At 64.2% G+C, this 26,520-nt stretch carries 21 protein-coding genes; 9 read left to right on the forward strand and 12 right to left on the reverse strand.

Annotation, left to right across the window (positions count from 1 at the left end):
- Nucleotides 1-2 precede the first annotated feature (2 nt).
- Complete coding sequence (locus OUZ45_RS01810) at nt 3-488, reverse strand: peroxiredoxin (protein ID WP_266168175.1); 486 nt, start codon at nt 486-488, stop codon at nt 3-5.
- Nucleotides 489-791: 303 nt separating this feature from the next.
- On the opposite strand from OUZ45_RS01810, the gene OUZ45_RS01815 reads away from it, so the two are divergent.
- Nucleotides 792-1,238 (forward strand): Hsp20/alpha crystallin family protein, encoded by a 447-nt coding sequence (locus OUZ45_RS01815; RefSeq protein WP_266168176.1) that lies wholly within the window; start codon nt 792-794, stop codon nt 1,236-1,238.
- A gap of 93 nt (nt 1,239-1,331) precedes the next feature.
- Nucleotides 1,332-2,231 (forward strand): DnaJ C-terminal domain-containing protein, encoded by a 900-nt coding sequence (locus OUZ45_RS01820; RefSeq protein WP_266168177.1) that lies wholly within the window; start codon nt 1,332-1,334, stop codon nt 2,229-2,231.
- Nucleotides 2,232-2,300: 69 nt separating this feature from the next.
- On the opposite strand, the gene pilH is transcribed toward OUZ45_RS01820, so the two are convergent.
- The 8 genes from pilH to OUZ45_RS01860 form a co-directional block, all read right to left on the reverse strand.
- Nucleotides 2,301-2,666: a twitching motility response regulator PilH gene (pilH, locus tag OUZ45_RS01825; RefSeq protein ID WP_090451529.1), complete on the reverse strand. Its 366-nt coding sequence runs from the start codon at nt 2,664-2,666 to the stop codon at nt 2,301-2,303.
- Nucleotides 2,667-2,731: 65 nt separating this feature from the next.
- Entirely contained in the window at nt 2,732-3,736 is a 1,005-nt protein-coding gene (locus OUZ45_RS01830; RefSeq protein ID WP_266168178.1) for a YhdH/YhfP family quinone oxidoreductase, read from the reverse strand.
- 15 nt (nt 3,737-3,751) lie between these two features.
- Nucleotides 3,752-4,348 (reverse strand): LOG family protein, encoded by a 597-nt coding sequence (locus OUZ45_RS01835; protein ID WP_266168179.1) that lies wholly within the window; start codon nt 4,346-4,348, stop codon nt 3,752-3,754.
- A 118-nt stretch (nt 4,349-4,466) separates the two neighbouring features.
- Nucleotides 4,467-5,891 carry a dihydrolipoyl dehydrogenase gene (gene lpdA, locus OUZ45_RS01840; RefSeq protein ID WP_266168180.1) on the reverse strand — a complete coding sequence of 475 codons (1,425 nt, stop codon included), beginning with the start codon at nt 5,889-5,891 and terminating at the stop codon, nt 4,467-4,469.
- Between the two features lie 134 nt (nt 5,892-6,025).
- Nucleotides 6,026-7,228 (reverse strand): 2-oxoglutarate dehydrogenase complex dihydrolipoyllysine-residue succinyltransferase, encoded by a 1,203-nt coding sequence (gene odhB / locus OUZ45_RS01845; RefSeq protein ID WP_266168181.1) that lies wholly within the window; start codon nt 7,226-7,228, stop codon nt 6,026-6,028.
- 6 nt (nt 7,229-7,234) lie between these two features.
- Nucleotides 7,235-10,075, reverse strand: coding sequence for a 2-oxoglutarate dehydrogenase E1 component (locus OUZ45_RS01850; RefSeq protein ID WP_266168182.1), 2,841 nt, complete (start codon nt 10,073-10,075; stop codon nt 7,235-7,237).
- Between the two features lie 271 nt (nt 10,076-10,346).
- Entirely contained in the window at nt 10,347-11,291 is a 945-nt protein-coding gene (locus OUZ45_RS01855; RefSeq protein ID WP_266168183.1) for a GNAT family N-acetyltransferase, read from the reverse strand.
- On the reverse strand, nt 11,288-12,481 hold the full coding sequence (locus OUZ45_RS01860; protein ID WP_266168184.1) for a ribosomal protein uL16 3-hydroxylase: 1,194 nt from the start codon (nt 12,479-12,481) through the stop codon (nt 11,288-11,290). Before OUZ45_RS01860 ends, OUZ45_RS01855 begins: the two co-directional genes overlap by 4 nt.
- A gap of 198 nt (nt 12,482-12,679) precedes the next feature.
- Between OUZ45_RS01860 and OUZ45_RS01865 the strand changes: the two genes are divergently transcribed.
- From OUZ45_RS01865 to OUZ45_RS01880, 4 genes are read left to right on the forward strand one after another with little or no spacing between them, the layout of a single operon-like run.
- Nucleotides 12,680-14,479: an assimilatory sulfite reductase (NADPH) flavoprotein subunit gene (locus OUZ45_RS01865; protein WP_425601656.1), complete on the forward strand. Its 1,800-nt coding sequence runs from the start codon at nt 12,680-12,682 to the stop codon at nt 14,477-14,479.
- A 1-nt stretch (nt 14,480) separates the two neighbouring features.
- Nucleotides 14,481-16,205 carry an assimilatory sulfite reductase (NADPH) hemoprotein subunit gene (gene cysI, locus OUZ45_RS01870; protein ID WP_266168185.1) on the forward strand — a complete coding sequence of 575 codons (1,725 nt, stop codon included), beginning with the start codon at nt 14,481-14,483 and terminating at the stop codon, nt 16,203-16,205.
- Nucleotides 16,202-16,924, forward strand: a complete 723-nt coding sequence (locus OUZ45_RS01875; RefSeq protein WP_266168186.1) for a phosphoadenylyl-sulfate reductase — start codon at nt 16,202-16,204, stop codon at nt 16,922-16,924. Before cysI ends, OUZ45_RS01875 begins: the two co-directional genes overlap by 4 nt.
- A gap of 42 nt (nt 16,925-16,966) precedes the next feature.
- A complete protein-coding gene (locus tag OUZ45_RS01880; protein ID WP_266168187.1) occupies nt 16,967-18,724 on the forward strand; it encodes a bifunctional sulfate adenylyltransferase/adenylylsulfate kinase in 1,758 nt (585 codons plus the stop codon).
- Between the two features lie 627 nt (nt 18,725-19,351).
- Here the strand turns inward: OUZ45_RS01880 and OUZ45_RS01885 are convergent.
- Complete coding sequence (locus OUZ45_RS01885) at nt 19,352-20,356, reverse strand: LysR substrate-binding domain-containing protein (RefSeq protein WP_266168188.1); 1,005 nt, start codon at nt 20,354-20,356, stop codon at nt 19,352-19,354.
- A 356-nt stretch (nt 20,357-20,712) separates the two neighbouring features.
- On the opposite strand from OUZ45_RS01885, the gene cysG reads away from it, so the two are divergent.
- Both cysG and cysK read left to right on the forward strand, forming a co-directional pair.
- Nucleotides 20,713-22,191 carry a siroheme synthase CysG gene (gene cysG / locus OUZ45_RS01890; protein WP_266168189.1) on the forward strand — a complete coding sequence of 493 codons (1,479 nt, stop codon included), beginning with the start codon at nt 20,713-20,715 and terminating at the stop codon, nt 22,189-22,191.
- A 69-nt stretch (nt 22,192-22,260) separates the two neighbouring features.
- Nucleotides 22,261-23,202 carry a cysteine synthase A gene (cysK, locus tag OUZ45_RS01895; RefSeq protein WP_266168190.1) on the forward strand — a complete coding sequence of 314 codons (942 nt, stop codon included), beginning with the start codon at nt 22,261-22,263 and terminating at the stop codon, nt 23,200-23,202.
- Between the two features lie 38 nt (nt 23,203-23,240).
- Here the strand turns inward: cysK and purB are convergent, their stop codons facing one another.
- Nucleotides 23,241-24,608 carry an adenylosuccinate lyase gene (gene purB, locus OUZ45_RS01900; protein ID WP_266168191.1) on the reverse strand — a complete coding sequence of 456 codons (1,368 nt, stop codon included), beginning with the start codon at nt 24,606-24,608 and terminating at the stop codon, nt 23,241-23,243.
- A 157-nt stretch (nt 24,609-24,765) separates the two neighbouring features.
- On the opposite strand from purB, the gene OUZ45_RS01905 reads away from it, so the two are divergent.
- A complete protein-coding gene (locus OUZ45_RS01905; RefSeq protein WP_266168192.1) occupies nt 24,766-26,163 on the forward strand; it encodes a class II fumarate hydratase in 1,398 nt (465 codons plus the stop codon).
- Between the two features lie 15 nt (nt 26,164-26,178).
- Here OUZ45_RS01905 and OUZ45_RS01910 read toward each other — a convergent pair whose 3' ends face one another.
- Complete coding sequence (locus OUZ45_RS01910) at nt 26,179-26,361, reverse strand: hypothetical protein (protein ID WP_266168193.1); 183 nt, start codon at nt 26,359-26,361, stop codon at nt 26,179-26,181.
- Nucleotides 26,362-26,520 lie beyond the last annotated feature (159 nt).

Consider the following 26,520-nt stretch of genomic DNA (forward strand, 5'->3'; position numbering starts at 1 on the left):
TATCAGCTCGTGATCGCCGCCAACATCGCCTCGGCGCCGGAGACGCGAAACTCGCCCGGCGCCTCGATGTGCAACTGTTCCACCACGCCATTCACGACATATAGCGCGAAGCGCCGCGAACGCAGGCCCATCCCATAGGCGGTGCCGTCGAGTTCGAGGCCAAGTGCGTGAGTGAAGCCGCCATTGCCATCGGCGAGCATCGACAAGCCGGGAGGCACTTGCTGATGCTGCGCCCACGCCTGCATCACATAAGCGTCGTTGACGGCCAGGCACATCACTTCGATGCCACGCTTCTGGAAGTCCTGGAAATGCTGCACGTAGCCGGGCAGGTGCTTGTTGGAGCAGGTGGGCGTGAAGGCGCCAGGCACAGCAAACAGCACGACCTTGTGCCCGGCGAACAGCTCCGCGGTGTGGCGGGGCTGGATATCGCCGTCGATGATCGTTTTGATCTCGACGTCGGGCAGGGTTTGGCCGATCTGGATCGTCATGGTCGTGACTCTTGTAGGGTGATAAGCCTAGGGATGCTCTGATTCATTCTGCGCAGGCGTCACCGTGACTGTCTGTCCGCATCCCTTCGGCCCGACGTCTCGACAGACAGCCAGTCTGCCTTCGCCGCCGGTCCTGTGGTCTGCGAACAGACAGTCACGGTGACGCCTACGCAGAATGAATCAGAGCATCCCTGGATGCTAACGCTTGCGCCCGTCTCTGTCGTCTTGAATCGTCGCCGGCCGCACCTATCTAGGCTGCAGGCGGTGATGACACCGCACCCACTTAAGACGAGGAACAGCCCCATGAACCTGAGTCGTAATCTCTCCTGGCGCCATAACCACTTGGGCGATATCCGCCAGGTTTTCGATCGCCTGCTGAGCCTGGATGAGGTCGATCAAGCCCGTGCCGAAGCCGGCCATTGGGTGCCGCGCGTAGACATCAAGGAAGACGACAAACGCTTTGTCATTCTTGCCGACATCCCGGGCATCGACCCGGCCGATATCGAAGTGAGCATGGACAAGGGCGTGCTCGTCATCAAGGGCGAGCGCAAGCGTGAAAGTCAGGAGGAGGGCGCACGCTTCACGCGCCAGGAGCGCGCGCACGGCGCCTTCTTCCGTCGCTTCGCCTTGCCCGACAACGTGGATGCCGAAAGCATCACCGCGAATGGTAAGCACGGTGTGCTGGAAGTTTCCATTCCCAAGCGGGCCGCAACGTCGCCGCGCCGCATTACCATTAACACCACTCACTGAGCCGTTCGGCTCGATGTTGCGAGGTGGCCTGTTGCGGATGCTGATCCGCAGCGGGCCGCCTGCGTTGCTTGAATCAGTGGCAGGGGAGTGGCAGTGGAATTCAAAGACTATTACGACATTCTGGGCGTGAAGCCCGACGCCAGCGAGACCGACATTAAATCGGCCTATCGCAAGCTGGCCCGCAAATATCATCCGGACAAGAACAAGGAAGCGGGCGCCGAAGAGAAGTTCAAGGCCATCAACGAGGCCAACGAGGTTCTGCGCGATAAGGAAAAACGCCGCGCTTATGACGACCTGCGTGCCGGTGGTTATCGCGGCGGCGAGCAGTTCCGGCCGCCACCGGGTTGGGGGCAAGGGCAAGGTTTCGATTTCGGCGGCGCCGGCAACGGCGACTTCAGCGATTTCTTCGAAAGCCTGTTCGGTCGTTCCGCCGGTGGTCCGCGTGGAGCGCCGCGTGCGCAACGCGGCGGCGACATACAAGCGCAGGTGCAGATCGACCTGCAGACGGCATTCGATGGTGGTCGTACGCGTCTGGCCCTGCAGGACAGCAGCGGCAGCGAGCGGGTGTTGGAGGTGAAGATCCCGGCGGGCATCCAACCCGGTCAGGTGATTCGTCTTTCCGGTCAGGGCCGTCCGGGGCATGCGGGCGGGCCTAGCGGCGACCTGCTACTGGAAGTCGGTATCCGCGATGACGCCCGTTTCCGTCTGGAGGGCCGCAACGTGCTGCACGTGTTGCCGATCACGCCATGGGAGGCGGCTTTGGGTGCCACGGTGCCGGTGCCGACGCTGGCTGGCACGGTCGACCTGCGCCTTCCGGCGGGTTCGCAGTCCGGTCGCAAGTTGCGGCTTAAAGGGCGGGGGATGCCCGGTGCGCATCCGGGCGACCAGCTGGTAGAGCTTTCCATTCGCACGCCACCGGCGGACGACGACGCGCAGCGGGAGGCCTACGAGGCCCTGCGCGAAGCCTTCGCCAGCTACAACCCGCGGCATTGAGCCGAACCGAAGGCGGAAACGAAAACGGCGCCTGCGGGCGCCGTTTTCGTGTACGTCGGTAGCCATGGCTCAGGCCGGCAACAATCCCTTGAGCGTCTCGACCAGTTCCTCTTCCTTGATCGGCTTGGTCACATAGGCCTTGGCGCCCTGACGCAGGCCCCAGACCTTGTCGGTTTCCTGATCCTTGGTGGTGACCAGGATCACCGGTATATGAGCGGTCGCCGGATCTTTGCTGATGGTGCGGGTAGCCTGGAAGCCGTTGAGGTTCGGCATGACCACGTCCATCAGGATCAGGTCGGGCAACTCTCGCTTGGCGACCTCGACACCAGCGGCACCGTCTTCGGCAGTCAGGGTCTCATGCCCGAGCTTTTCGACGATGCGCTTGATGCCAAGCAACTGCGACGGCGAATCGTCGACGATCAGGATGCGTGCCATAAGGTGGGGGTCCCCTTGTTGTTTCAATGAATTCTATGCCGCGAATGCGGCGCTTCCAAGTCGGTTCAGGTTTTGTCCAACCGCACCACCGTGCGGCCGAACGAATCGCCGGCCAGCATGCGCCCGAATACCTCGGGCAACTGGTCCAGCGTGATTTCGCGGGTGGCGATGCGGTCCAGGTGCTGCGGCTTCCAGTCGCTCGCCAGGTGTTCCCACACGCGATCGCGGATATCCCGGGCGGTGCCGGCCGAGGCAATGCCCAGCAGACTGGCGCCGCGGATGATGAACGGCATCACGGTGCTGTCGAAGCCGATACCACCGGCATTGCCGCAAATGGCCACGTTGCCATAGGGCGCGATCAGCGGCAGTAGCCCGGCCAGCATGGGGCCGCCGACATTGTCCAGGGCGCCGCCGAAGCGGGTCGAGTCCATGGGCTTGCCGCTGAAGGCGAGCTGGTGGCGGTCGATGCACTCGGCCGCGCCCAGGTCGCGCAGGAAGTCGAAGTGCGCGGCCTTGCCGCTGATCGCGTGCACCTCATAGCCGGCGCGACTGAAGATGTCGATCGCCAGCATGCCCACGCCACCGCTGGCGCCGCTGACGGCGATTGGGCCGAGTGCCGGCGTCTGCCGGTTGTCCTGCATGCGCAGCAGCGCCAGCGCGGCGGTGAAGCCGGCGGTGCCGATAACCATGCTTTCGCGCAGGCTAAGACCCTTGGGCAAAGGAATGGCCCAAGGCGAGGGCAGGCGGATGTATTCGCCATAGCCGCCATCACGTGTTTCGGACAGGCCACTGCCCGTGCACAGCACGGCGTCGCCTTCCTTGAAGTGGGGATCGGTGGATGCGACGACCACGCCTGCCGCGTCGATGCCACCGTTGAGCGGGTACTGGCGAAGGATCTTGCCTTTGCCGGTGCCGGCCAGCGCATCCTTGTAGTTCACCGAGGAGTAGGCCGCTTTGACCAGCAGTTCGCCTGCACTCAGAGCGCTGGTGTCCATGGTCTCGATGGCGCCGCGATAACCAGTGTCATTGTTGTGGATACGGAAGGCGCGAAAAGTCGTCGTAGCAGTCATGGCGGGTTCCCGTGGTCAGGCTTCGACGCTGCTGCTGTCGATCCATTTGGGCGTATAGCTGCCCTGGTAGCGATCCATCCAGTCGAACAACTGCTCCATACTGTCACCGAACCATACGCTATCGCGCTGTTCCTGACGCACGAAACGCTCGGCCACCATGTGATCCATCAGGCTGCGCAGTGGCGTGTAATAGCCGCGCACATCCAAGAAGGCGCAGGGATACTGGTGCAGGCCGAGCTGCGCCCAGGTCAGCATCTCGAACATCTCGTCCATGGTGCCAAAGCCGCCCGGCAGTGCGACGAAAGCATCGGACAGCTCGTACATGCGCGTCTTGCGCTGATGCATGGTCTCCACCACGTGCATCTCGGTGAGGCCAGGATGCGCCACCTCGCGTTCGACCAGTTGGCGTGGAATGACGCCGACCACCTTGCCGCCAGCCGCGAGTACGGCGTCCGCCACCGTACCCATCAAACCCACGTTGCCGCCGCCATAAACCAGCGCGATACCGCGACGGGCCATCTCAGTGCCAAAGGCGCGAGCTTGTTCGGCGTACTCAGGATGCTTGCCGGAGCTGGAGCCGCAGTAAACGCAGAGGGCGGTGGGTTGAGGCATCGGGGCGTCCGTGGTTGCGTTCTTTAAAAGCGACGGCCCGCCCCTGTTGCCACGAGCGGGCCTTGGATCCCGTATCACCGGCCATCCATGGCCTGCACGGGATGAGGGCATCCTGCCCTCAGTTACCCTTGTGAATAGCGCGCTTGTCGACCGACAGGGCGGCTTCGTGCACAGCTTCCGACAGGGTTGGGTGGGCGTGGACGATGCGCGCCAGGTCTTCGGCGGAGCCCTTGAACTCCATGGTCACCACAGCTTCGGCGATCAGCTCGGACACGCCCGGGCCGACCATGTGCGCGCCGAGCAGGCGATCGGTTTCGGCGTGGGCGATGATCTTCACCTGGCCAATGGCCTCGTTCATGGCCACGGCGCGGCCGATGGCGGCAAACGGGAAGGTGCCGACCTTGTACGGAATGCCGGCGTCCTTCAGTTCCTTCTCGGTCTTGCCGGCCCAGGCGATTTCCGGCTCGGTGTAGATCACCCACGGCACCGTGTCGAGGTTGATGTGGCCCGCCTTGCCGGCGATCCACTCGGCCACGGCCACGCCTTCCTCGGAGCCCTTGTGCGCAAGCATCGGGCCGCGCACGGCGTCACCGATCGCCCACACGCCATCGACGCCGGTGTGGTTGTGCTCGTCGACCATGATACGGCCACGCTCGTCCAGCTTCACGCCGGTATCGTCAGCCAGCAGGCCGGTGGTGTAGGCGCGACGGCCCACGGCGACCAGCAGCTTGTCGACGACGAGTTCGTGTGCGCCGTCCTTGTCTTCGTAGGTCAGCGCCACTTCGTTGTTCTTGACCTCCGCCTTGGTCAGCTTGGCACTCAGCTTGATGGCCAGGCCCTGCTTGGCGAATTCCTTGGCGGCGATCTTGGCCACGTCGGCGTCGGCCACCGAGAGGAAGTCCGGCAGCGCTTCGAGAATGGTCACGTCCGAACCCAGGCGCTTCCACACGCTGCCCAGCTCAAGGCCGATCACACCGGCGCCGATCACGCCCAGGCGCTTGGGTACCTCGGTGAAATCCAGGCCGCCAGCGTTGTCGACAATCATCTTGCCGTCGAACTTGGCGAACGGCAGCTCGATCGGCACCGAGCCGGAGGCGAGAATGACGTTGGTGGCGCTGATGGTCTGCTTGCTGCCGTCGGCGGCGGTGATCTCGACGCTATTGCCTTTGAGCAGCTTGCCGGTGCCGTAGTACGGCGTGACCTTGTTCGCCTTGAACAGCTGACCGATACCACCGGTGAACTGCTTGACGATCTTGTCCTTGCGGCCGATGAAGGTGGCCACGTCGATCTTCGGGTTGTCGGCGGTGATGCCGTGGACCGCGAAGTTGTGCGTCAGGTTATGGAACTGCTTGGACGAATCCAGCAGCGCCTTGGACGGGATGCAGCCCACGTTGAGGCAGGTGCCGCCGAGTGCCTGCTTGCCGTCCTTGCCGGTGAAGGCGTCCACGCAGGCGGTCTTCAGGCCCAGCTGTGCGGCGCGGATCGCGGCCACATAGCCGGCCGGGCCGGCGCCGATGACGATGACGTCGAATTTGTCGCTCATGGTTTTTCCTTGCTGCGTGACGCGCACTGGTGGCGTGTCAGGGTGGAGCGGGGGAGAAGTGCGGCGAGCGTGAACGGTGTATCACAACTCGCCGCTAGAGCTTCGTTACCTATTTCTGATCGCCGGGGCGGCGATCAGAGACCAAGCAGCATCCGCTGCGGGTTCTCGAGCTGGTTCTTGATGTCGACCAGGAACAGCACCGCGTCCTTGCCATCGATGATGCGATGGTCGTAGCTCAGGGCGATGTACATCATCGGGGCGGCGATCACCTGGCCGTTCTCGACGATGGCGCGCTCCTTGATGGCGTGCATGCCAAGGATCGCGCTCTGCGGCGGGTTCACGATCGGGGTCGACAGCAGCGAACCGAAGGTGCCGCCGTTGGTGATGGTGAAGGTGCCGCCCTGCAGGTCATCCAGGCCCAGCTTGCCGTCACGCGCCTTCTTGGCGTAGTTGAGGATGCCCTTCTCGACATCGGCGAAGCCCATGTCCTGCACGTCGCGCAGCACCGGCGTGACCAGGCCCTTGTCGGTGGACACGGCGATCGAGATGTCCTGGTAGCCGTGATAGATGATGTCGTTGCCATCGACCGAGGCGTTGACCACCGGGTAGCGCTTCAGCGCTTCGGCGGCGGCCTTGACGAAGAAGCTCATGAAGCCGAGCTTCACGCCGTTCGACTTCTCGAATTGCTCGCCCAGCGACTTACGCATCTTCACCACTTCGGCCAGGTTCACTTCGTTGAACGAGGTGAGCATGGCGATGGAGTTCTTCGACTGCATCAGGCGCTCGGCGATGCGTGCGCGGATGCGGGTCATCGGCACGCGCTCTTCCGGACGGGCGCCCGGGGTCGGCTTGACGGCCGGTGCGGCAGCAGCGGCCGGCGCAGCGGCACCACCCTTGCCATAGTTGACCAGGTCTTCCTTGGTCACGCGGCCATCGCGGCCGGTGCCGGCGACCTTGGACGGGTCGATGTGCTGTTCGGTAGCCACGCGCAGGCCAGCCGGGGACAGATCCTCAGTGCCCTTGGCGGCAGCCTTCGGCGCTTCGGCGGCGGGCGCCGGAGCCGGTGCGGCAGCGGCGGGAGCCGGCGCAGCGGCAACGGCACCTTCCTCGATCACCGCGATCACCTGCTGGCTGGTCACGGTGTCGCCGGTCTGGAACTTCAGTTCCTTGATCACGCCGTCGACCGGGGCCGGCACTTCCAGCACCACCTTGTCGGTTTCGAGGTCGACCAGGTTCTCGTCGCGCTTGACCGCGTCGCCGGCCTTCTTGTGCCAGGTTGCAATGGTGGCGTCGGAGACAGACTCGGGCAGAACGGGGACTTTGACTTCAATAGACATGCGAGCTTACTCCGCAGCGTGGTCGGTGCCGATCGGCGCGACCAGCGCCTGTTCGACGAGCGCCGCCTGTTCGGCGACGTGGGTATTGAGGTGTCCGGCAGCCGGTGCCGGCGAGCGAGCGCGTCCCGCGTAGGAGAGGCTTTGCTTGCTGCCGACGCAGGCTTGCAGGTGATGACGGATCTGGAACCAGGCGCCCTGGTTCATCGGCTCTTCCTGGCACCACATCACTTCCTTGGCGGAAGCGAACTTCTCCAGTTCGGCCGTGACTTCGATGCGCGGGAATGGATAGAGCTGCTCGACGCGCATGATCGCGACGTCGGTCAGGCCGCGCTTCTCGGCTTCTTCCAGCAGGTCGTAGTAGACCTTGCCGGAGCACAGTACGACGCGCTTGACCTTCTTGGCCGGCAGGTCGCGATGTTCCGGGATCACCAGCTGGAAGCCGCCAGTAGCAAGTTCGTCCAGCGTGGAGATGGCCAGCTTGTGGCGCAGCAGCGACTTCGGCGTCATCACGATCAGCGGCTTGCGTGTCGGGCGCACCATCTGGCGGCGGATCATGTGGAACGCCTGGGCCGGCGTGGTCGGCACGCAGACCTGCATATTGTCCAGCGCGCACAGCTGCAGGAAGCGCTCCAGGCGGGCGGAGGAGTGCTCCGGGCCCTGGCCTTCGTAGCCGTGCGGCAGGAACAGTGCGAGACCGCACAGGCGGTTCCACTTCGCTTCGCCGGAGCTGATGAACTGGTCGATCACCACCTGCGCGCCGTTGGCGAAGTCGCCGAACTGGCCTTCCCAGATGTGCAGGGTGTACGGATCCGTGGTGGCGTGGCCGTACTCGAATGCCATCACGGCTTCTTCGCTGAGCAGCGAGTCGATCACTTCGACATCGGCGCTCGCGCGCACGCTGGTCAGTGGCATGAAGGTGTGGCCGTCCTTCTGGTCATGCAGCACGGCATGGCGATGGAAGAACGTACCGCGGCCGCAGTCCTGGCCGACCAGGCGCAGGTTGTAGTCCTGGTCGATCAGCGTGGCGTAGGCCAGGTTCTCGGCAAAGCCCCAGTCGCCTGCCAGCTCGCCAGCGGCCATCTTGCGGCGGTCGTCGTAGATCTTGGCGACGCGCGACTGCAAGGTGATGTCCTTGGGCAGATCGAGGATCTTGTTGGCCAACTCGATCAGCTTCTGCTTGGGCACGCCCGTGTCGGTCTGGGTTGACAGCTTGCCGCCGATGAACTGGTTCCAGTCCACCTCGATGTCCTTGACCAGCGCACCAGTCAGCTCGGTCATCGAGTCGCCGGCTTCCAGGCGTGTGCGGTAGTCGTCGAACAGTTTCTGCCCGTCGCCGTCGGCGATCACACCTTCTTTCACCAGCTGCTGCGCATACAGGTCGCGGGTGGTGGGGCGGGCACGGATGATCTGGTACATCACGGGCTGGGTCGCAGCCGGCTCGTCGGCCTCGTTATGGCCGTGGCGGCGATAGCAGACCAGGTCGATTACCACGTCCTTGCGGAACTGCTTGCGGAACTCGTATGCGAGGCGGGTGGCCTGGATCACGGCTTCCGGATCGTCGCCGTTCACATGGAACACCGGCGCGTTGACCATCTTGGCCAGGTCGGTGCAATACAGCGTGGAGCGCGCATCTTGCGGATTGGAGGTGGTGAAACCCACCTGGTTGTTCACCACGATGTGCAGGCTGCCGCCGATCTTGAAACCGCGCGCCTGCGACATGTTGAACAATTCCATGTTCACACCCTGGCCGGCCAGCGCCGCGTCGCCGTGCACCAGCACGGCCATCGACTGGCGATGTTCGGTATCGCGGCGACGGCTCTGGCGCGCATGCACCGAACCGGCCACGACCGGGTTGACGATCTCCAGATGCGACGGGTTGAACGCCAGCGCGACGTGCACGCCGCCCTTGGGCGTCTTGACGTCGGCGGAGAAGCCCATGTGGTACTTCACATCGCCGGAGTGCGCCGGATCGTCCGGATGCTCGAACTTGCCTTCGAACTCGTTGAACAGGGTCTTCGGCGGCTTGCCGAGAATGTTCACCAGCATGTTCAAGCGGCCACGATGGGCCATACCGATGACCACTTCCTTGATGCCGTTGTCGCCGGCGTCGCGGACCATGTCGTCGACCATCGGGATCAAGCTGTCGCCGCCTTCCAGCGAGAAACGCTTCTGGCCGACGTACTTGGTGTGCAGGTAGCGCTCCAGGCCTTCGGCAGCGGTCAAGCCGGCCAGCACGCGCTGTTTACCGGCCTTGTCCAGCCCGGCATGGCCGTTGGCCTGCTCCAGGTGGGAGTAGAGCCAGTTGCGCTGTTCATGGTTGCTGATGTGCATGAACTCGACGCCAAGGGTGTGGGTGTACACCTTCTTGAGTCGGGTCAGCAGCTCGCGCAGCTTCAGGCGCTGGCCGCCACCGGCATAGTTGCCGCAATCGAACTCGGTATCGAGATCGGCGTCGCTCAGGCCGTGGAAGGCCAGGCCGAGATCCGGCGCCGGCAGCTTCTCGCTCAGGCCCAGCGGATCGAGGTTGGCGGCCAGGTGGCCGCGCGAACGGTAGGCCGTGAGGATGCGCAGCACGGCGGCCTGTTTGCGCGCGTGGGCATCGTCCATGGGGGCGGCGGCGGCGACAGGGCCGCGCTGCTTTTGAGCGGCCTCAATACGCGCAATGGCCGCAGAGTGGGGAACGTCCCCCGACTCGCGGCCTTTGAAGGTCTCGAAGTATTGGTTCCATTCGGTGGGTACCGACGCAGTGTCGGCCAACCAGGATTCATACAGCTGCTCGACGTAATCGGCGTTACCGCCGGCGAGTTGGGACGAATCAAAGAACTCGCGAATCAGATTTGTGCTCACGTCACCACCGGTGAGGAAGGTAGGCCTGCAGCCATCCACCTTAAGGGCAGCGTCGACCCAAGCGGATAGCGGGGAAAAATCCCGTTAATTATAGCCCTGGGGTGCTGCGACGCGGCAACCCGGCAAACGAGGTTGAAGTGGGGTTGACGCGCAATATTTCGAGGGGCGAGGTGCCGACCATCGTTGTAGGTCGCGCGTTTAGCTGGATTTGTGCTGGATGAGTGGCGCTGGGTGGCCCGCATGGCGCAGCCGGCTGGCGTTCAGTTCGGCGCTACAGATCAAGCGGTTGCAAGGCCGTTGCGCGGACCGAGCGTTCCCACAACTCATTGAAGTGCTGTCGCAACGGAGCCTGCCCGGCATGATCGTGGGCGGCCGCGCGCCCTTGTGGCCGGCTGGCTTCCGGCTGAAATAGGTAACCGCCGCTATCGGTGAGCAGGTAGGCGGCGCTATGGGCGAGGTCGAGTTCCTCTACCGGTGTGCGGACCCGCACCACGCTGGGCAAGCGCTGAGCCAGCGCCACCAGCCGGTGGCTGTCGCGCAAAGCGGCGGCCGCATCGTGCAGCAGGATGCGGATGTCCGCGCCGCGGCCGGAAGTGGCGATGCGCCTCAACTCATCCAGTTCGGCGGCGCAGCTATAGATATCGGTGGATAGCGTCGGCTGGTAGATCATCAGCCGGTTGCGGGCTTCACGCAGCAGCTGCAGGCGGGTAGTGGCGAGCTCGCTGCGACTGCCCGCGGGCAAGGCTTCTGGAGTGACGGCGGCCGGGCGCGATGCGGCGGCTAGTGACAAAGTCATCGTCCGATGGGGGATGCCGGCATCGTCGAAGACCTCGCCTTCGGCTACGAAACCTTCGCGCTCATAGAAGCCGATGGCTGCGACCTGGGCGTCCAGCGAGACCTCGGTCCAGCCCAGTCCACGGGCGCGGCCGACCAGTTCGCGCAGCAGTGCGAGACCAACGCCCGTGCCGCGCCACGGTTGGCGCACGGCCATGCGGCCGATCTTGTGCTTGGTGGTCAGCCGGCCGCAGCCGATCGGTTGGCCGGAGGGGTCTCGGGCGAGCACGTGGGTCGAGGGCTCGTCCAGTTCGTCCCACTCGAGCGCTTCAGGTGCCCCCTGCTCGTGCACAAAGACTTCCAGCCGGATCGCGCGCAGGGCTTCGCGATCCCGCTCGCGGGCCCAGTCGGCGTGTTCCAGGTGGAAGTCCTGCAGGTTCATCGTCGGCGCGGCTTCTGTGGCAGCAGGTGGCCGTCGTTGATCAGGGCCAGCAATACGGCGCGATCAGCTACGGATGGCTTCTTGTCGAAGGCCAGCACACGCTGGTCGCACAGTTGCTCGGCCAGAGCGGCGGGGGCAGGGTAGGCGTGTCCGCTGACAAACAGTGTGGCGCCGACCTTACCCTTGGCCCAAGCCGTTCGAGCCCAGGGGTGGCGCAGCATCTGGGCGCCGCCGTCGAGCAACTTCTGCAGGGCCGCTTCGGTCAACGGCTTCTCCGGATGGGCAGGTACTTGCGCGTTGCGATAGCGGGTGATGAAGCAGCCGAACCAGTCGGTCAGCAGGGTATCGTCCAGCGCGGCGGCGAATGGCAATGCCTGCTTAAGGCGGACCAGCGTGGCGCGGTCGATCTCGCCGGGGGCCTTGACCGGCGTGAGGTCGGCATCGGTGTAGCGCAGCTCGTCGGGCAGGCGTTCGGCAAGGTAGTCGGCCAGGTCGCCGGTCAGTTCCGCGCGCGAGGGGGCGCGCATGCCGACCGAGAAGGTCATGCACGGGCCGCCAAAAGCGACGCCGTCATGCGGCACGCCGGGGGGCAGGTAAAGCATGTCGCCCGGTTCGAGCAGCCATTCGTGCGTGGGTTCGAAGTGCTTGAGCTGCTTCAGTTCCACGTCGTCGCGGAAATCCTTGGGGGCCGCTGGGTCATCGCTGATCCCCCAGTGACGCTGGCCCAGGCCCTGCAGCAGGAACACGTCGTACTGGTCCACGTGGGCGCCGACACCACCGCCGGGTTCGGCGTAGGAAATCATGATGTCGTCTACACGCCAGCTGGGCAGAAAGCGGAACGACTCCAGCAGGGCGGCGACATCCGCGTCCCATTTGTCTACGTCCTGCACCAGCAGGGTCCAGTTGGCGGCCGGGGTCTTGGAGAAGTCGTCCTCGCTCAGCGGGCCGACTTTTACGTTCCAACGGTCGCGCTTCTCGTCATGAACGATCAGGCGGGACAGCGCCGATTCCTCGCAGGCCAGGCCGGCCAGGTCGTTGGGTTCGATCGGGGGCGTGAAGTTCGGAAACGCGTTGCGGATCAATAGCGGGCGCTTCTGCCAGTAATCGCGCAGGAACTGCGCCGGGCTCATGCCCAGGGGGTGCTTGGCGGAGCCGCGGACTTCAATCGGGAGGGTGGGGGTCTTGGTCATCCGCGCATTGTAAGCGCAGGGACGTCGGTCCCGCGCCAGGGCGGGTCTGACGCCGGCTTGGGGGGCAATCCCCGAGAGGGAGGCTTTGATGAAGAGATAATGGATCGATATGTGCATATGTCGATACTTCCTTTCATAAAAGGAGTGGTCGCATCTAATTTTGGGCGTAAAGGTGTATAGACGTCCAAAGGATGCACATTGAACGCTGTGGTTTCTCCCGGTCCGATCGCGTCGCCCCTGCCGGTCGACAAGGCAGTGCAGTTGGAACGACTGCTCGAAGGGTTGGCGCCTCATGAGTTGTATTGGATCGCCGCGCGCAGCTCGGTCCTGGCGGCAGGCGTGCAAACGGTTGCGCCAGTCGCACGGGTCCAGGCCGGCGAGCGAGTTACCGTGCTCTACGGCAGCCAGACCGGCAACGCCCGGCGCATCGCCGAACAGCTGAGCCAGCGCATCGAGTTGGCCCATCTCCCGGTGCGTCTGGTGCGGGCTGATGCCTACCCTCAGCGCGAGCTGGCGCAGGAGCGCTACCTGGTGGTGGTCATCAGCACCCAGGGCGAAGGCGAGCCGCCGGACGATGCCCGTGGCCTGGTCGAGTTCATCACGGGGCGCCGCGCGCCACGTCTGCCTTCCCTGCAGTTCGCCGTGCTCGGCCTGGGCGATTCAAGTTATCCGCAGTTCTGCGCCATCGGCCGCCAGCTCGACGCAAGGTTCGCCGAGCTGGGCGGCACGCGTCTCGCCTCGCTGGGCGAAGCCGATGTGGATGTCGAGGCCGTCGCCGCGCCGTGGGCAAGCGCTGTGTTGGAGCGGGCGCGCGAGGTGGTGGTGAAGACGCCGGCTTCGGTGACGCGCGTGCCTACCTTGCAGGCGGTACCAAGCCGCACGACGTATTCTCGTGAGCAACCGTTCGCCGCCACCGTGCTGGCGAACCAGCGCATCGTCTCTCGCGATAGCGAGCGAGAGGTTCGTCATCTGGAGCTGTCGCTGGAAGACGCCGGGCTCTCCTACGAGCCCGGCGATGCGCTCGGCGTGTGGCCGCAAAATCCCCCGGCCCTGGTGCAGCAATGGCTGGACGTGCTGCAGTTGGACGGCGCGCAGGAAGTAAGCCACGAAGGCCGCAGCCTGCCGTTGGCGCGCTGGTTGTCGAACGAGCGCGAACTCACCCGGTTGACCCGCTCCTTCGTGACGGCCCATGCCGCAGCCAGCGGAAGTGATGAACTGGTGCGTGCACTGCAGCCGGAGCAGTCCGCCGACTTCGCGCGCCTGCTGGCCGAATACCAACCGATCGATCTGCTGCGCCTTCATCGCGGCGTTTGGCAAGCACAAGCACTGGTAGTGGCCCTTCGTCCACTCACGCCACGCCTTTACTCCATCGCCTCCAGCACCAGGGCCGTGGGCGATGAAGTGCACCTCACGATAGCCACCGTGAGCTACCACGCGCATGGCGAGCCGCATTGGGGTGCCGCAACGTCCTTTCTCGCGGCCAGCGATGAGGACGCCCGCGTCCCGGTCTTCATCGAGCCGAACGAGCGCTTCCGTCTGCCAGCCGATCCTTCCCGCGACATCATCATGATCGGCCCCGGCACCGGTGTCGCTCCGTTCCGCGCCTTCGTGCAGGAACGTCGTGAAACCGGCGCAAGCGGGCGTAACTGGTTGTTCTTCGGCAACCGGCATTTCGAGCAGGACTTTCTCTATCAGCTGGAATGGCAGGAGGCCCTGAAGCAGGGCGCGCTACATAGGCTGGATCTGGCCTTCTCGCGCGATGCCGCCGAGAAGATCTACGTGCAGCATCGCCTGCGCGAGCATGGCTCCGAGCTTTACGCATGGTTGAAGGATGGCGCGCATCTCTACGTTTGCGGCGACGCCACCCACATGGCCAAGGATGTGCACGCGGCCCTGATTGACATCGTCGCCGAGCATGGCGGCCAGTCGACGGAAGATGCCAAGGACTGGCTCGCCGAACTCCTGCAACAGGGCCGCTATGCCCGCGACGTGTACTGACATGACGACATTGCCTTCCAACTCCGCGCCTTCCAACCCCGCGCTTTCCGACTTAGAACGTATCAAGGCCGATAGCCGCTACCTGCGCGGCAGCATTGCCGAGGGTCTGCGCGACCCCATCACCGGCGCGATCAGCGACGACGACGGCAAGCTGCTGAAGTTCCACGGCAGCTACCAGCAGGACGACCGCGATCTGCGCGACGAGCGTCGCCGGCAGAAACTGGAGCCAGCGTATTCCTTCATGCTGCGTGCCCGCCTGGCAGGCGGTGTGGTGACGCCAGTGCAATGGCTGGAGTTCGATCGCCTGGCACGCGAGTACGCCAACGGCACGCTGCGCATCACCACGCGGCAGACGTTCCAGTGGCACGGCATCATCAAGCGCAAGCTCAAGCCGACCATCGCTGCGATCCACGACGCCCTGGCCAGCACTATCGCCGCTTGCGGTGACGTAGTGCGCAATGTGGTGAGCACGCCGAACCCGGTAGCGACCCGCGCCCATGCCTTGGCTTACGAGTGGGCGGCGGCACTGTCGGACGGCCTGGCGCCGAAGACGCGCGCTTACCACGAGATCTGGCTGGATGGCGAAGCGCTGGTAGGCGAGCCGGAGCTTGAGCCGCTGTACGGCACCACGTATCTGCCGCGCAAATTCAAGATCGGCCTGGCCATCCCGCCGCTCAACGACGTCGACGTATTCGCACAGGACCTAGGCCTGATCGCCATCATCGAGCAGGGCGAGCTGCGCGGCTTCAATGTCGCGATAGGGGGCGGCATGGGCGCCACCCATGGCGACCCGACCACATATCCACGACTGGCTAGCGTGATCGGTTTCGTGCCGCCCGAACGCTTGTTCGCTACAGCGGAAGCCATCGTCGCCCTGCAGCGCGACTGGGGCAATCGCAGCGAGCGCAAACATGCGCGCTTGAAGTACACGCTGGATCATCGCGGCCTTGACGCTTTCAAGACCGAACTGGAAACGCGGCTCGGTTTTGCGCTGGAGCCCGAGCGCGCGTATCGCTTCGAACACAATGGCGATCGCTACGGCTGGACCGAAGGCCATAACGGCCGCTGGCATCTGACCTTGCAGATCGAATCGGGGCGCCTCGCCGACGTGGGCGAGCGCCGCTGGCTGAGCGGCCTGCGCGAACTGGCCAAGGTGCATCAAGGCGACTTCCGCCTGACCTGCAACCAGAACGTGATCGTGGCGAACGTGCGTGAGGAGGATCGCGCGCAGATCGACGCCGTCGTGCATTCGCACGGCCTGGATGGGTACCGGCAGCGCAGTGGCATCCGTCGTCACGCCGTAGCTTGCGTCGCCTTGCCGACCTGCGGTCTGGCCATGGCCGAAGCCGAGCGCTACCTCCCGATTCTGCTGGACAAGGTGGAAGCTCTGCTGGCTGAGCATGGCTTGTCCGATGCGCCTATTTTGCTGCGCATCTCCGGTTGCCCAAATGGCTGCTCGCGCCCCTATCTCGGCGAGATCGCCCTGGTCGGGCGCGGGCCGGGACGTTACGACCTGCGCCTGGCTGCCGACTTCAGCGGGCAGCGACTCAATCAAGTCTATCGAGAGAACGTGGACGAGACGGCCATCCTCGAGGCGCTCGATCCGCTGTTCGCGCGCTATGCGCTTGAGCGAGGGCACGGCGAGCATTTCGGCGATTTCCTGCTGCGCTCGGGAGCGGTCGCTCCGGCGCCGTCGCGCCGCATCCCGGTCGAGGTGACGGTATGAATGGTGCGATCTTGCAGGAAGCGCAGCACGAGCCAAAAGCACTGGCCGAGCTGAATGCCTGGCTCGCCACGCAAAGCGCCGAGCAGCGTGTGGCCTGGGCGCTGGAGCATGCGCCTGGCACGCACGTATTGTCGTCCAGTTTCGGTGCGCAGGCCGCGGTGTCGCTGCATCTGGTGACGCAGCAACGTTCCAATCTGCCGGTGGTACTCGTGGATACCGGCTACCTGTTTCCCGAGACCTACCAATTCATCGACGAACTGGCTGAGTGCCTGTCGCTCAACCTCAAGGTGTATCGCTCGCTCTTGAGCCCTGCATGGATGGAATCGCGCTACGGGCAGCTTTGGGATCAGGGCGTCGAGGGCATCGACCGTTACAACCAGCTGCGCAAGGTCGAACCGATGCAGCGCGCGTTGACCGAGTTGGGTGCTGGCAGCTGGTTCGCCGGCCTGCGTCGCGGCCAGTCGCGCAGTCGGGAAAGCATCGCCTTTGTCGAGCGTCGCAACGAGCGCTGGAAGTTCCATCCCATCGCCGATTGGAGCGACCGCGATATCGGTCAGTACCTGCAACGCCACGACTTGCCGTACCACCCGCTGTGGGAGCAGGGCTACGTCTCCATCGGCGACACCCATACCACGCGTCGCTGGGAACCGGGCATGGATGCCGAGGACACCCGTTTCTTCGGCCTCAAGCGCGAGTGCGGATTGCACAGCCTCGTGTGAGCCATCTCCATCGCCACTACCCCGACAAAAGACATCATCATCATGAGCCAGAGTGCACTTGCCCCAATCCACCAAGCGCTTGACGACGAGCTGCTGATCCCGCCGCACGGCGGCACGCTCAAAGAGCTTTATCTTTCACCCGCGGAAGCCGAGGTCTTGAAGCAACACAGTGCCAGTCTGCTGGCGCTCGATCTCAACACTCGGCAGCTATGCGACCTGGAGTTGCTGCTCAATGGTGCGTTCTCACCACTGGAGGGCTTTCTCACCGAGCGCGATTACCAGGGCGTGGTTGAAGAGCTACGCTTGGTGGACGGTACCTTGTGGCCGATTCCCATCGCCCTCGATGTAAGCGAAGACTTCGCCGCGCAATTGACGGCAGGTCGCGAGATTGCCCTGCGCGATACACAAGGCGTGCCGCTCGCCGTTCTGGAAGTGCAGGACATCTATCGCCCCGATCTCGAGCATGAGGCACGGCAGGTCTTCGGTACGCTCGATCGCGCGCATCCCGGCGTAGCCGAATTGCTGGAACGTACCCAACCGGTTTATCTCGGTGGCCGCCTGCGTGGCATCCAGCCGCCCGTGCATTACGACTTTGCCGAACTGCGCGATACGCCGCGCTACTTGCGCCAATGGTTCGAGGACAACGGCTGGAGCCGCATCGTCGCCTTCCAGACGCGCAATCCCATGCATCGGGCCCATCGCGAGCTGACCTTGCGCGCCGCGCAAAAGGTTGGGGCGAAATTGTTGATTCAACCGTCGGTGGGGCGTACCAAGCCCGGCGATGTGGATCACTACACCCGCGTGCGTTGCTATCGCGCGCTGCTGCCGCAGTACCCGGCCGATAGCGCGAAGCTGTCGCTGCTGCCGTTGGCCATGCGCATGGGCGGCCCGCGCGAGGCGGTGTGGCACGCGATCATCCGCAAGAACTACGGTGCCAGTCATTTCATCGTGGGTCGCGACCATGCTGGCCCAGGCAACGATTCCAACGGCAAGCCGTTCTATGGCCCGTTCGAAGCGCAACAGCTGCTGGAGCGCTACCAGGACGAGCTGGGCATCCAGGTAGTGCCATTCCCAGCGATGGTCTACGCAGCCAACCGCGATACCTATGTGCCGTCGACGGAAGTAGCGGCCGACGATGACGTGCGAGACATCTCCGGTACTCAGCTGCGCAGGCATCTGCACGAGGGCAGCGAGATACCTTCCTGGTTTAGCTTCCCCGAGGTGGTGCGGATTTTGCGCGAGCGTCATCCAGCGCAGGCGCCCAAGGGTTTTGCCTTGTTCTTTACCGGTTTGTCGGGCGCGGGCAAGTCGACCATCGCGCAGGCGTTGGTATCCCAGTTGTTGGAACACACCAGCCGCGCGGTGACCGTGCTCGACGGCGACGAGGTGCGCAGGCACCTGTCGCGCGGCCTGGGTTTCTCGCGTGAGGATCGTGCCGCCAACGTGACTCGCATCGGCTATGTCGCCAGCGAGATCGTGCGTCATGGCGGCATCGCCGTGTGCGCACCGATTGCGCCGTATGCGGATGCGCGCGCCGAGGCGCGCAACCTGGTGGAGGCGCATGGCGACTTCATCGAGATCCATGTGGCGACGGCGCTGGAGGTGTGCGAGGCACGCGATCGCAAGGGGCTGTATGCGCAGGCGCGCGCGGGGAAGATCGCGCACTTCACTGGGATCAGCGATCCGTATGAGGTGCCGGAGCAGCCGGAGTTGCGGGTGGATGGGAATGGGGCTGCGCCGGGGGTGTTGGCGCAGCACATTCTTGGTTTGCTGCGCGACCGGGGTTTGCTCACGGTGTGAGGTAACGCTAGTGCTCGCATGAGCGTTGCTCTTTGCTTTCGCCTCCTCTCTCCTCTGGGGAGAGGATTGAGGTGAGGGGTGGGTGCTCGCGACAACGTTTTTACTTCGTCATTCCGGCGTAGGCCGGAATCCAGTGGCGTTATCTCTCGGTTGTCGCGGCTGCGTGCCCTGGCGCGCCTGCGGCGGGCTTCCGTCCTCCTGCCGGAGGCCGGGTCACTTCTCTTTGTTTGGTCACGCCTGAGCAGGAGCGAAGGCGAACAGCGCAGCTGGCCCGAAGGGCGGAGGGCATGGATGCCCGGAGTCAAGAGAAGTAACCAAGAGAAAGACCACCCCAGTTCCGCGCCCTCCGGCTTCGCCTGCGGGTCCGTGAGGGCTGGCCGGGCTTTTCGACACGACGTCCCTGTCGTGTCGAAAAGGCGCAGGCATCCATGCCTGCGCCCCTTTTGGGGCCTGATCGTCCAACCCTCACCGCTCCACAGGGGACCCGTTACAGGCTCGCTTCGCATCGCCTGTACTGCGCACCTCCCGCTCCCCTCCGGGGAGAGGGTTGGGGTGAGGGGTGGGTGCTCGAGAGTGCGTTGCTACTTTGTGGGCTTGATGCACCTCAACGAGCAGCTCGCATAAGCCTCAATCCATGTCCGCAGTCACCAACGCTACGCGCTCCCGCCAATGCGGAATCGCCGGCCAATGCGTGGCCGAGGTGCCGGAACTCGCCAGCAAGCGACTGATGGCGCGTCGTTCCAGATGCGGCGCAAACAAGCCGATGAATTCCAGGGCGTATTCACGTAGCACGCTTTCGCGACGTAGCACGATCCATGTCGTGCAGGGTGCGAATAAGTGATCGGCGGGTAGGGTGCGAAGGTCGGCGGTGTCGCCGGGGAGTAGTGCCATCTCGGCGAGTATCCCGATGCCCAGGCCGGCGCGCACGTAGGTTTTGATCAGGTCGGCATCGCTCGCCGTCATGGCGATCTGGGGATGCAGGTTGGCGGCATGGAAGGCGCGGCTTAAGGAGGATGTCGCCTTGAGCGAGGAGTCGTAGCTGATCAGGGGTACGTCGGCCAGCTCATCGAGGGTGGGTGGGCGGCGCAGGGTCGCCAGCGGGTGGTCTTGCGGTGCGAGCACGACGCGGTTCCAGCGATAGGCGGGCAGGGCGATGCCGCTGGCGGGCGGTGTGCCGTCGGCGGTGCTGACGATGGCGAGATCGACGTGTCCACCTTCCAGCAGGCCCATCACATCTGCATCAGCGGAGGGTTGCAGATGCACGCTGACTTGCGGGTACTGGCGACTCAGCGCAGCGACGGCGTTGGGTAGGGCGAAGCGGGCTTGGGTGTGGGTAGTGGCGATGTGCAGCGTGCCGCGCGATTCGTTGCGCAGGTTGGCGGCGATGGAGCGGATATTGGTGGCCTCGGCCAGGATGGTGCGGGCGCGTTCCAGCACATGGCTGCCAGCGTGGGTGATCGAATCCAGGCTGCGGCCTTTGCGATGGAATAGCTGGAAACCGAGTTCGTCCTCAAGCTGCTTGAGCAGCTTGCTGAGTCCGGGTTGGGTGGCATGCACGCGTTCCGCGGCCAGCGTGATGTTGAGGCCAGCGTCGGCGATGGCGACGAGATAGCGCAATTGAGTCAGGGTCATGCGAAGAGATCCTTGGGCGGGCAGAGATGGCTTGAGGGCTCGGGTCCGCTACAGGGGTACATCGCATGTCGATGCGCGCATGAGACGAGATAGACGTCGCAAGATCTTGGGCCTGCCTTGGGTGGAGGGCCGCGACGGCGCGTGTGTTGAAGGTTGGGTCGCTCATGATTTAGACGTCTATACATCCATTTAATGATGTCGTCAACGATGGGTGGCGAATTTCTCTCGTTTTGAGATGAGGCACATAACCCGCAGGCATAAGACGAGAGCCATAAATCATTTGTGCGAAGAAAGACGCCTGCCTAGCGTGGATGGCCCGCCGTTGAAGGCATAGGTCCATCGGAGTCTGCCCGTCCATGAAGTTGTATCCCTTGTTCGCCGATCTTGCTGGCCGGTCGGTGCTGGTGGTGGGCGGTGGCACGGTCGGTGAGCGGAAGGCCGCGGCACTGCTGGATGCCGGCGCATCGGTGACTGTCGGTGCGATCACGTTGACGCCGACCCTGCAGATCTGGGCCGATGCAGGACGGATCGCCGTGCGAACGGGAGGCTTCGAGGACAGCTGGCTCGACAAAGCGTGGTTGGTGATCGCCGCTACCGGCGATCCCGTGCTCAATCGGCATATAGCGATGCTGGCCGGGCAGCGGCGGCTGTTCGTCAACGTCGTCGATGATGCCGATCTATCCAGTTTCCATGTGCCGGCGGTGGTCGATCGGGCGCCGGTGACGGTTGCGATCTCCAGTGGCGGGGAAGCGCCGGTGCTTGCGCGCCTGTTGCGGGAGCAGCTGGAAACCTTGCTTGATCCTGCGTTGGGGCCGCTGGCCGCCTTGGCATCTCGCCTGCGCTCACATATTCGAGAGCGCTTGCCGGAGCTGAGTGCCCGGCGCCGCTACTACGAGCATTTGCTCACCGGCCCGGTGTTGAGTTTTTTGCGGCGAGGCCAGCCAGCCCTGGCGGAGGCCGAAGCGGAACAGTCGCTGGCCGCAGCAGCCACTCGTTCCATCGGTTCGGTCGTGCTGGTAGGCGCCGGTCCGGGTGATCCGGGATTGCTCACATTGCGTGGCCTGCGTGCCTTGAACGAAGCCGACGTGATCCTGCACGACCGCTTGGTCAGCGGCGAAGTACTTGCCCTGGCTCGTCGCGATGCCGAGCGCATCGAAGTAGGCAAGCAGGCGGGTCATCACCATGCGACGCAGGGGCAGATCCACGCCCTGTTGCTTGAACATGCGCGCGCAGGGCGGCGAGTCGTGCGTCTCAAGGGCGGCGATCCTTTCGTATTCGGTCGCGGCGGCGAGGAGCTGGAATACTTGCGCGCACATGGCATTCCCTACGAAGTGGTTCCCGGCATCACAGCGGCGCTGGCGTGCGCCGCTTATGCCGGCATTCCGCTGACCCATCGCGAGCATGCGCAATCGGTGCGCTTCGTTACCGCGCATTGCCAAGGCTCGCACGACACCTTGGACTGGGCGGCGCTGGCGCAGGAGCGGCAGACGCTGGCGGTTTACATGGGCGTGAGCGAACTGGGAACATTGCAGGAGCGTCTGTTGGCTCATGGCCGCGCAGAGAGTACGCCTTTCGCGTTGGTCGAAAATGGGTCCCGCACCGGGCAGAGGGTGGTGACCGGCACGCTGGATGCGGTGGCGGCATTGGCCTTGACTCACGAAGTGCGCTCGCCGGCCCTGCTGATCCTGGGCGAGGTGGCGGCGCTCGCGTCATCATTGGCCTGGTTTGGCGAGCCGCCGCTCGGCGAGATCCGGTCAAGAGAATGCGAGACTCGCGCCAGTGGGGTGGAACCGAGGCGCTGGCCCCTCCTGGCCGCAGCTGTCCATCGCGCTTGACATAAATTTTCACCTGCGTGGGTGCACCATCGCCGACGCCGTTTCCCTTCTGGTTCCATGGAGTGACCCATGATCTACAACAGCATTCTCGACACCATCGGCAATACACCGATCGTGAAGCTGCACCGGTTGGCGCCGAAGCATGTCGAGCTTTACGTCAAAGTGGAGGCCTTCAATCCGGCCGGTTCGGTGAAGGATCGACTCGCCATCGCGATCATTCTCGATGCCGAACGCCGTGGCACCCTGAAGCCCGGCCAGACGGTGATCGAGGCGACGTCCGGCAACACCGGTGTGGCGCTGGCGGCGGTGTGCGCGGCGCGCGGCTATCCGTTCGTGGCTGTGATGACGGAAACCTTCTCGATCGAACGCCGCAAGTTGATCCGCGCCTATGGCGGCAAAGTGCTGCTGACGCCAGCGGCCGAGCGTGGCAGCGGCATGGTGAAAAAGGCTGCGGAACTGGCCGAGAAGCATGGCTGGTTCCTCGCGCGCCAGTTCGAGAATCCTGCCAACCCGGAATACCACCGCAACACCACAGCGCCCGAGATCCTTCGCGATTTCGCCGGCCGACGGCTCGATTACTTTGTCACCGGCTGGGGCACGGGTGGCACGCTCACCGGCGTGGGTGAGGTGCTGAAGGTGGCGCGTCCCGAGGTGAAGGTGATCGCCAGCGAGCCGGCCGGCGCCGCGCTGCTTTCCGGCAAGGCGTGGCAGCCGCACAAGATCCAGGGCTGGACGCCGGACTTCGTGCCCGCCGTGCTCAACCGCACCGTGGCGCACGAGATCCTGCCGATCGACGATGTACTGGCCCGCGACACTTCGCGCGCATTGGCGCAGCAGGAGGGCATCTTCGTAGGCATCTCGGCTGGTGCGACGCTGGCGGCCGCGTTGCAGGTGGCGAAGGATGCGACGGAAGGCTCCGTGTTGCTGGCGATGCTGCCTGACACCGGCGAGCGCTATCTATCGACCTTCTTGTTCGAAGGTGTCAATGAGGGTTCGGACGAGGTGGAGTGAATACACAAAGGCCCGCATGAGCGGGCCTTTGTGGAGAATCAGATGTCCTTCGCCAGCGATTCCGCCAAGCCAATGTAACCGCCTGGCGTCAGCTCCAGCAGGCGCTGTTTCGCATCCGCCGGCAGGTCGAGGCCGGTGATGAAGTCGCGCATGGAATCCTTGGTGATGCCCTGGCCGCGGGTCAGCGCCTTGAGCTGTTCGTACGGCTCCGGCAGGCCGTAGCGGCGCATCACGGTCTGCACGGCTTCGGCCAGCACTTCCCAGCTGGCGTCGAGGTCAGCGGCGAGGCGGTCGGCGTTGACGGTCAATTTCCCAAGGCCCTTTTGCAGCGATTCCAGTGCGACCAGCGTGTGGCCGAAGGCGGTGCCGAGCGCGCGCAGCACGGTGGAGTCGGTGAGGTCGCGCTGCCAGCGGCTGATCGGTAGCTTCTCGGCGAAGTGGCCGAGCAGAGCATTGGCGAGGCCGAAGTTGCCTTCCGCATTCTCGAAGTCGATCGGATTGACTTTGTGCGGCATGGTGGAGGAGCCGACCTCGCCTGCCTTCAGCGACTGCTTGAAGTAACCCAGCGAGATGTAGCCCCAGATGTCGCGCGCCAGATCGATCAGGATGATGTTGGCGCGGCGCACCGCATCGCAGTACTCGGCCACGCCGTCATGCGGCTCGATCTGCGTGGTGTAGGGGTTGTAGTCCAGGCCCAGGCTTTCGACGAAGCGCTGCGAGAAACCGCGCCAATCCAGCTCGGGGTAGGTGATGGCGTGCGCATTGTAGTTGCCCACGGCGCCGTTGATCTTGCCCGGCACTTCCAGCGCGGCGAGCTGCTTGCGCTGGCGCTCCAGGCGCGCAACGACATTGGCGAGTTCCTTGCCCAGCGTGCTCGGCGACGCGGTCTGACCATGCGTGCGTGAAAGCATCGGCAGGGCGGCGTTGGCATGAGCCAGTTCGCGCAGCTTGGCGATGATGCGATCGAACGCCGGCAGCAGCACCCGTTCGCGCGCGTCGTGCAGCATCAGCGCGTAAGACAGATTGTTGATGTCCTCGCTGGTGCAGGCGAAGTGCACGAACTCTTTGGCCTGGGCCAGCGCGGCATCGTTGCCGATGCGTTCCTTGATGAAGTACTCCACCGCCTTCACGTCGTGGTTGGTGGTGGCTTCGATGGTCTTGATGCGGGCGCCGTCGTCCACGCTGAAATCGGCGGCGATGGCTTTGAGCTGCGCGACCTGCGCCGGCGAGAACGCCGGCAGCTCGGCGATGCCCTTGTCGGTAGCCAGGGCCAGCAACCACTCGATTTCCACGTGTACGCGGCGATGCATCAGGCCGAACTCGCTGAAGATCGGGCGCAGCGCTTCGGCCTTGCTGGCGTAACGGCCGTCCAGCGGCGACAGGGCGGTCAGGGCGTGGGAGGACATCGAGGGCAATCCAGAAGCGGGAAAGCGGGCATTTTACAACGGGTGCGGCCCGAGGACGGCGTAAGTGGGTGGTTTGCACCGCGCAAGGCATTGGCATGACTCTAACGAAAGCCGGCCTATAGTCGCCGGCAGACCTCTTCATCCAAGGAATCCACGTATGAGTCCGTACCGCATCGAACACGACAGCATGGGCGAGCTGAAGGTCCCTACCGATGCGCTGTACGGCGCGCAAACCCAGCGTGCCGTCAACAATTTTCCCATTTCCGGCCTGCACTTGCCGCGTCCTTTCATCCGCGCGCTGGGCCTGATCAAGGCCGCTGCGGCCGAGGCCAATCTGTCGCTTGGCCATCTGCGCAAAGGGCAGGCGGTGGCTATCCGCAAGGCCGCGCTGGCGGTGGCTGATGGGCAGTTCGACGACCAGTTCCCCATCGATGTATTCCAGACCGGCTCGGGCACCAGCACCAATATGAATGCCAACGAGGTGATCGCCCACCTCGCGGCCAAAGCGGGCACCAAGGTGCACCCCAACGATCACGTCAACTACGGGCAGAGTTCGAACGACGTGATTCCCACCGCCATCCACGTCAGTGCCACGCTCACTGTGAGCGAGCAGCTGCTGCCCGCGCTCAAGCATCTGAAGAAGACCATCGAGCGGCGTGTGCGCGAGTTGAAGAACACGCCCAAGACCGGCCGCACCCACCTGATGGATGCGATGCCCGTGACCTTCGGCCAGGAGTTGTCCGGCTGGGCGGCGCAGATCGGTTCGTCGATCGAACGCATCGAGGACAGCCTCAAGCGCATGCGCCGCCTTCCACAGGGTGGCACCGCCGTGGGCACCGGCATCAATGCGGAGCCGACGTTTGGTCCGGCCGTGGCGCGCGAATTGAAAAAGCTCACTGGTGTGCGCTTCGAATCGGCGGCCAATTATTTCGAGGGCATGGCCGGACAGGATGCAGCGGTGGAACTGTCGGGTCAGTTGAAGGCCCTGGCCGTTGCGCTGATGAAGATCGCTAACGATCTGCGCTGGATGAACTCCGGTCCGCTGGCGGGTTTGGGTGAGATCGAGTTGCCGGCGCTGCAGCCCGGCTCGTCGATCATGCCGGGCAAGGTCAATCCGGTGATTCCAGAAGCCACGGCGATGGTGGCCGCACAGGTGATCGGCAACGATGCCGCCATCACCATCGCCGGCCAATCGGGCAATTTCCAGCTCAACGTGATGCTGCCGCTGGTCGCGCACAACCTGCTGCAGTCCATCGGCATCCTTTCCAACGTGAGCGTGCTGCTGGCCGACAAAGCGATCGCCGGTTTCAAGGTCAACACGGCGAGGGTCAAGGAAGCGCTGGACAAGAATCCGATTCTGGTCACCGCGCTCAATCCGGTGATCGGTTACGAGAAGGGAGCGGCTACGGCCAAGCAGGCCTACAAGCAGAAGCGGCCGATCATGGATGTGGCACTGGAAACCACCGGCTTGAAGAAAGAAGAGCTGAAGAGGTTGCTCGATCCGATGGCGCTGACCAAAGGTGGTATTCATGGCAGCGGAGGCGGTGGCGGTTGAACATCAGCTTGCCTGCTAGGGAAGTCGCGCCGAGAACAGCGCGACTTTGCCGTGTACGGCGATATCGACCTGGGCGAAGCGATGGCGCAATGCTTGCTCCAGACCGCTGATGTCATCGGTCCGGTTACTGAAGATCCCTTTGCGGTTGTACACAGCCATCAGCTTTCGGCCAAAGCGATTCAGGCGAAGAGCTGACATCTCGAAAACTTCATGAATTCAAGTGGCAGACGACGGTCGTTGCGGTGCATCGCAGGCGGGGTGTGGCTGGCAAGTCCGCGCCTGCGTCCCGCTTCCGTGCGGGGACGCAGGCTGGCAAGGTCGCCGCGGCTTGCCGGCGGTTGAGCGCCGTCAGGTCCT

Origin of the sequence: Dyella subtropica (assembly GCF_026283965.1) — a bacterium.
Lineage (GTDB): Bacteria > Pseudomonadota > Gammaproteobacteria > Xanthomonadales > Rhodanobacteraceae > Dyella_D > Dyella_D subtropica.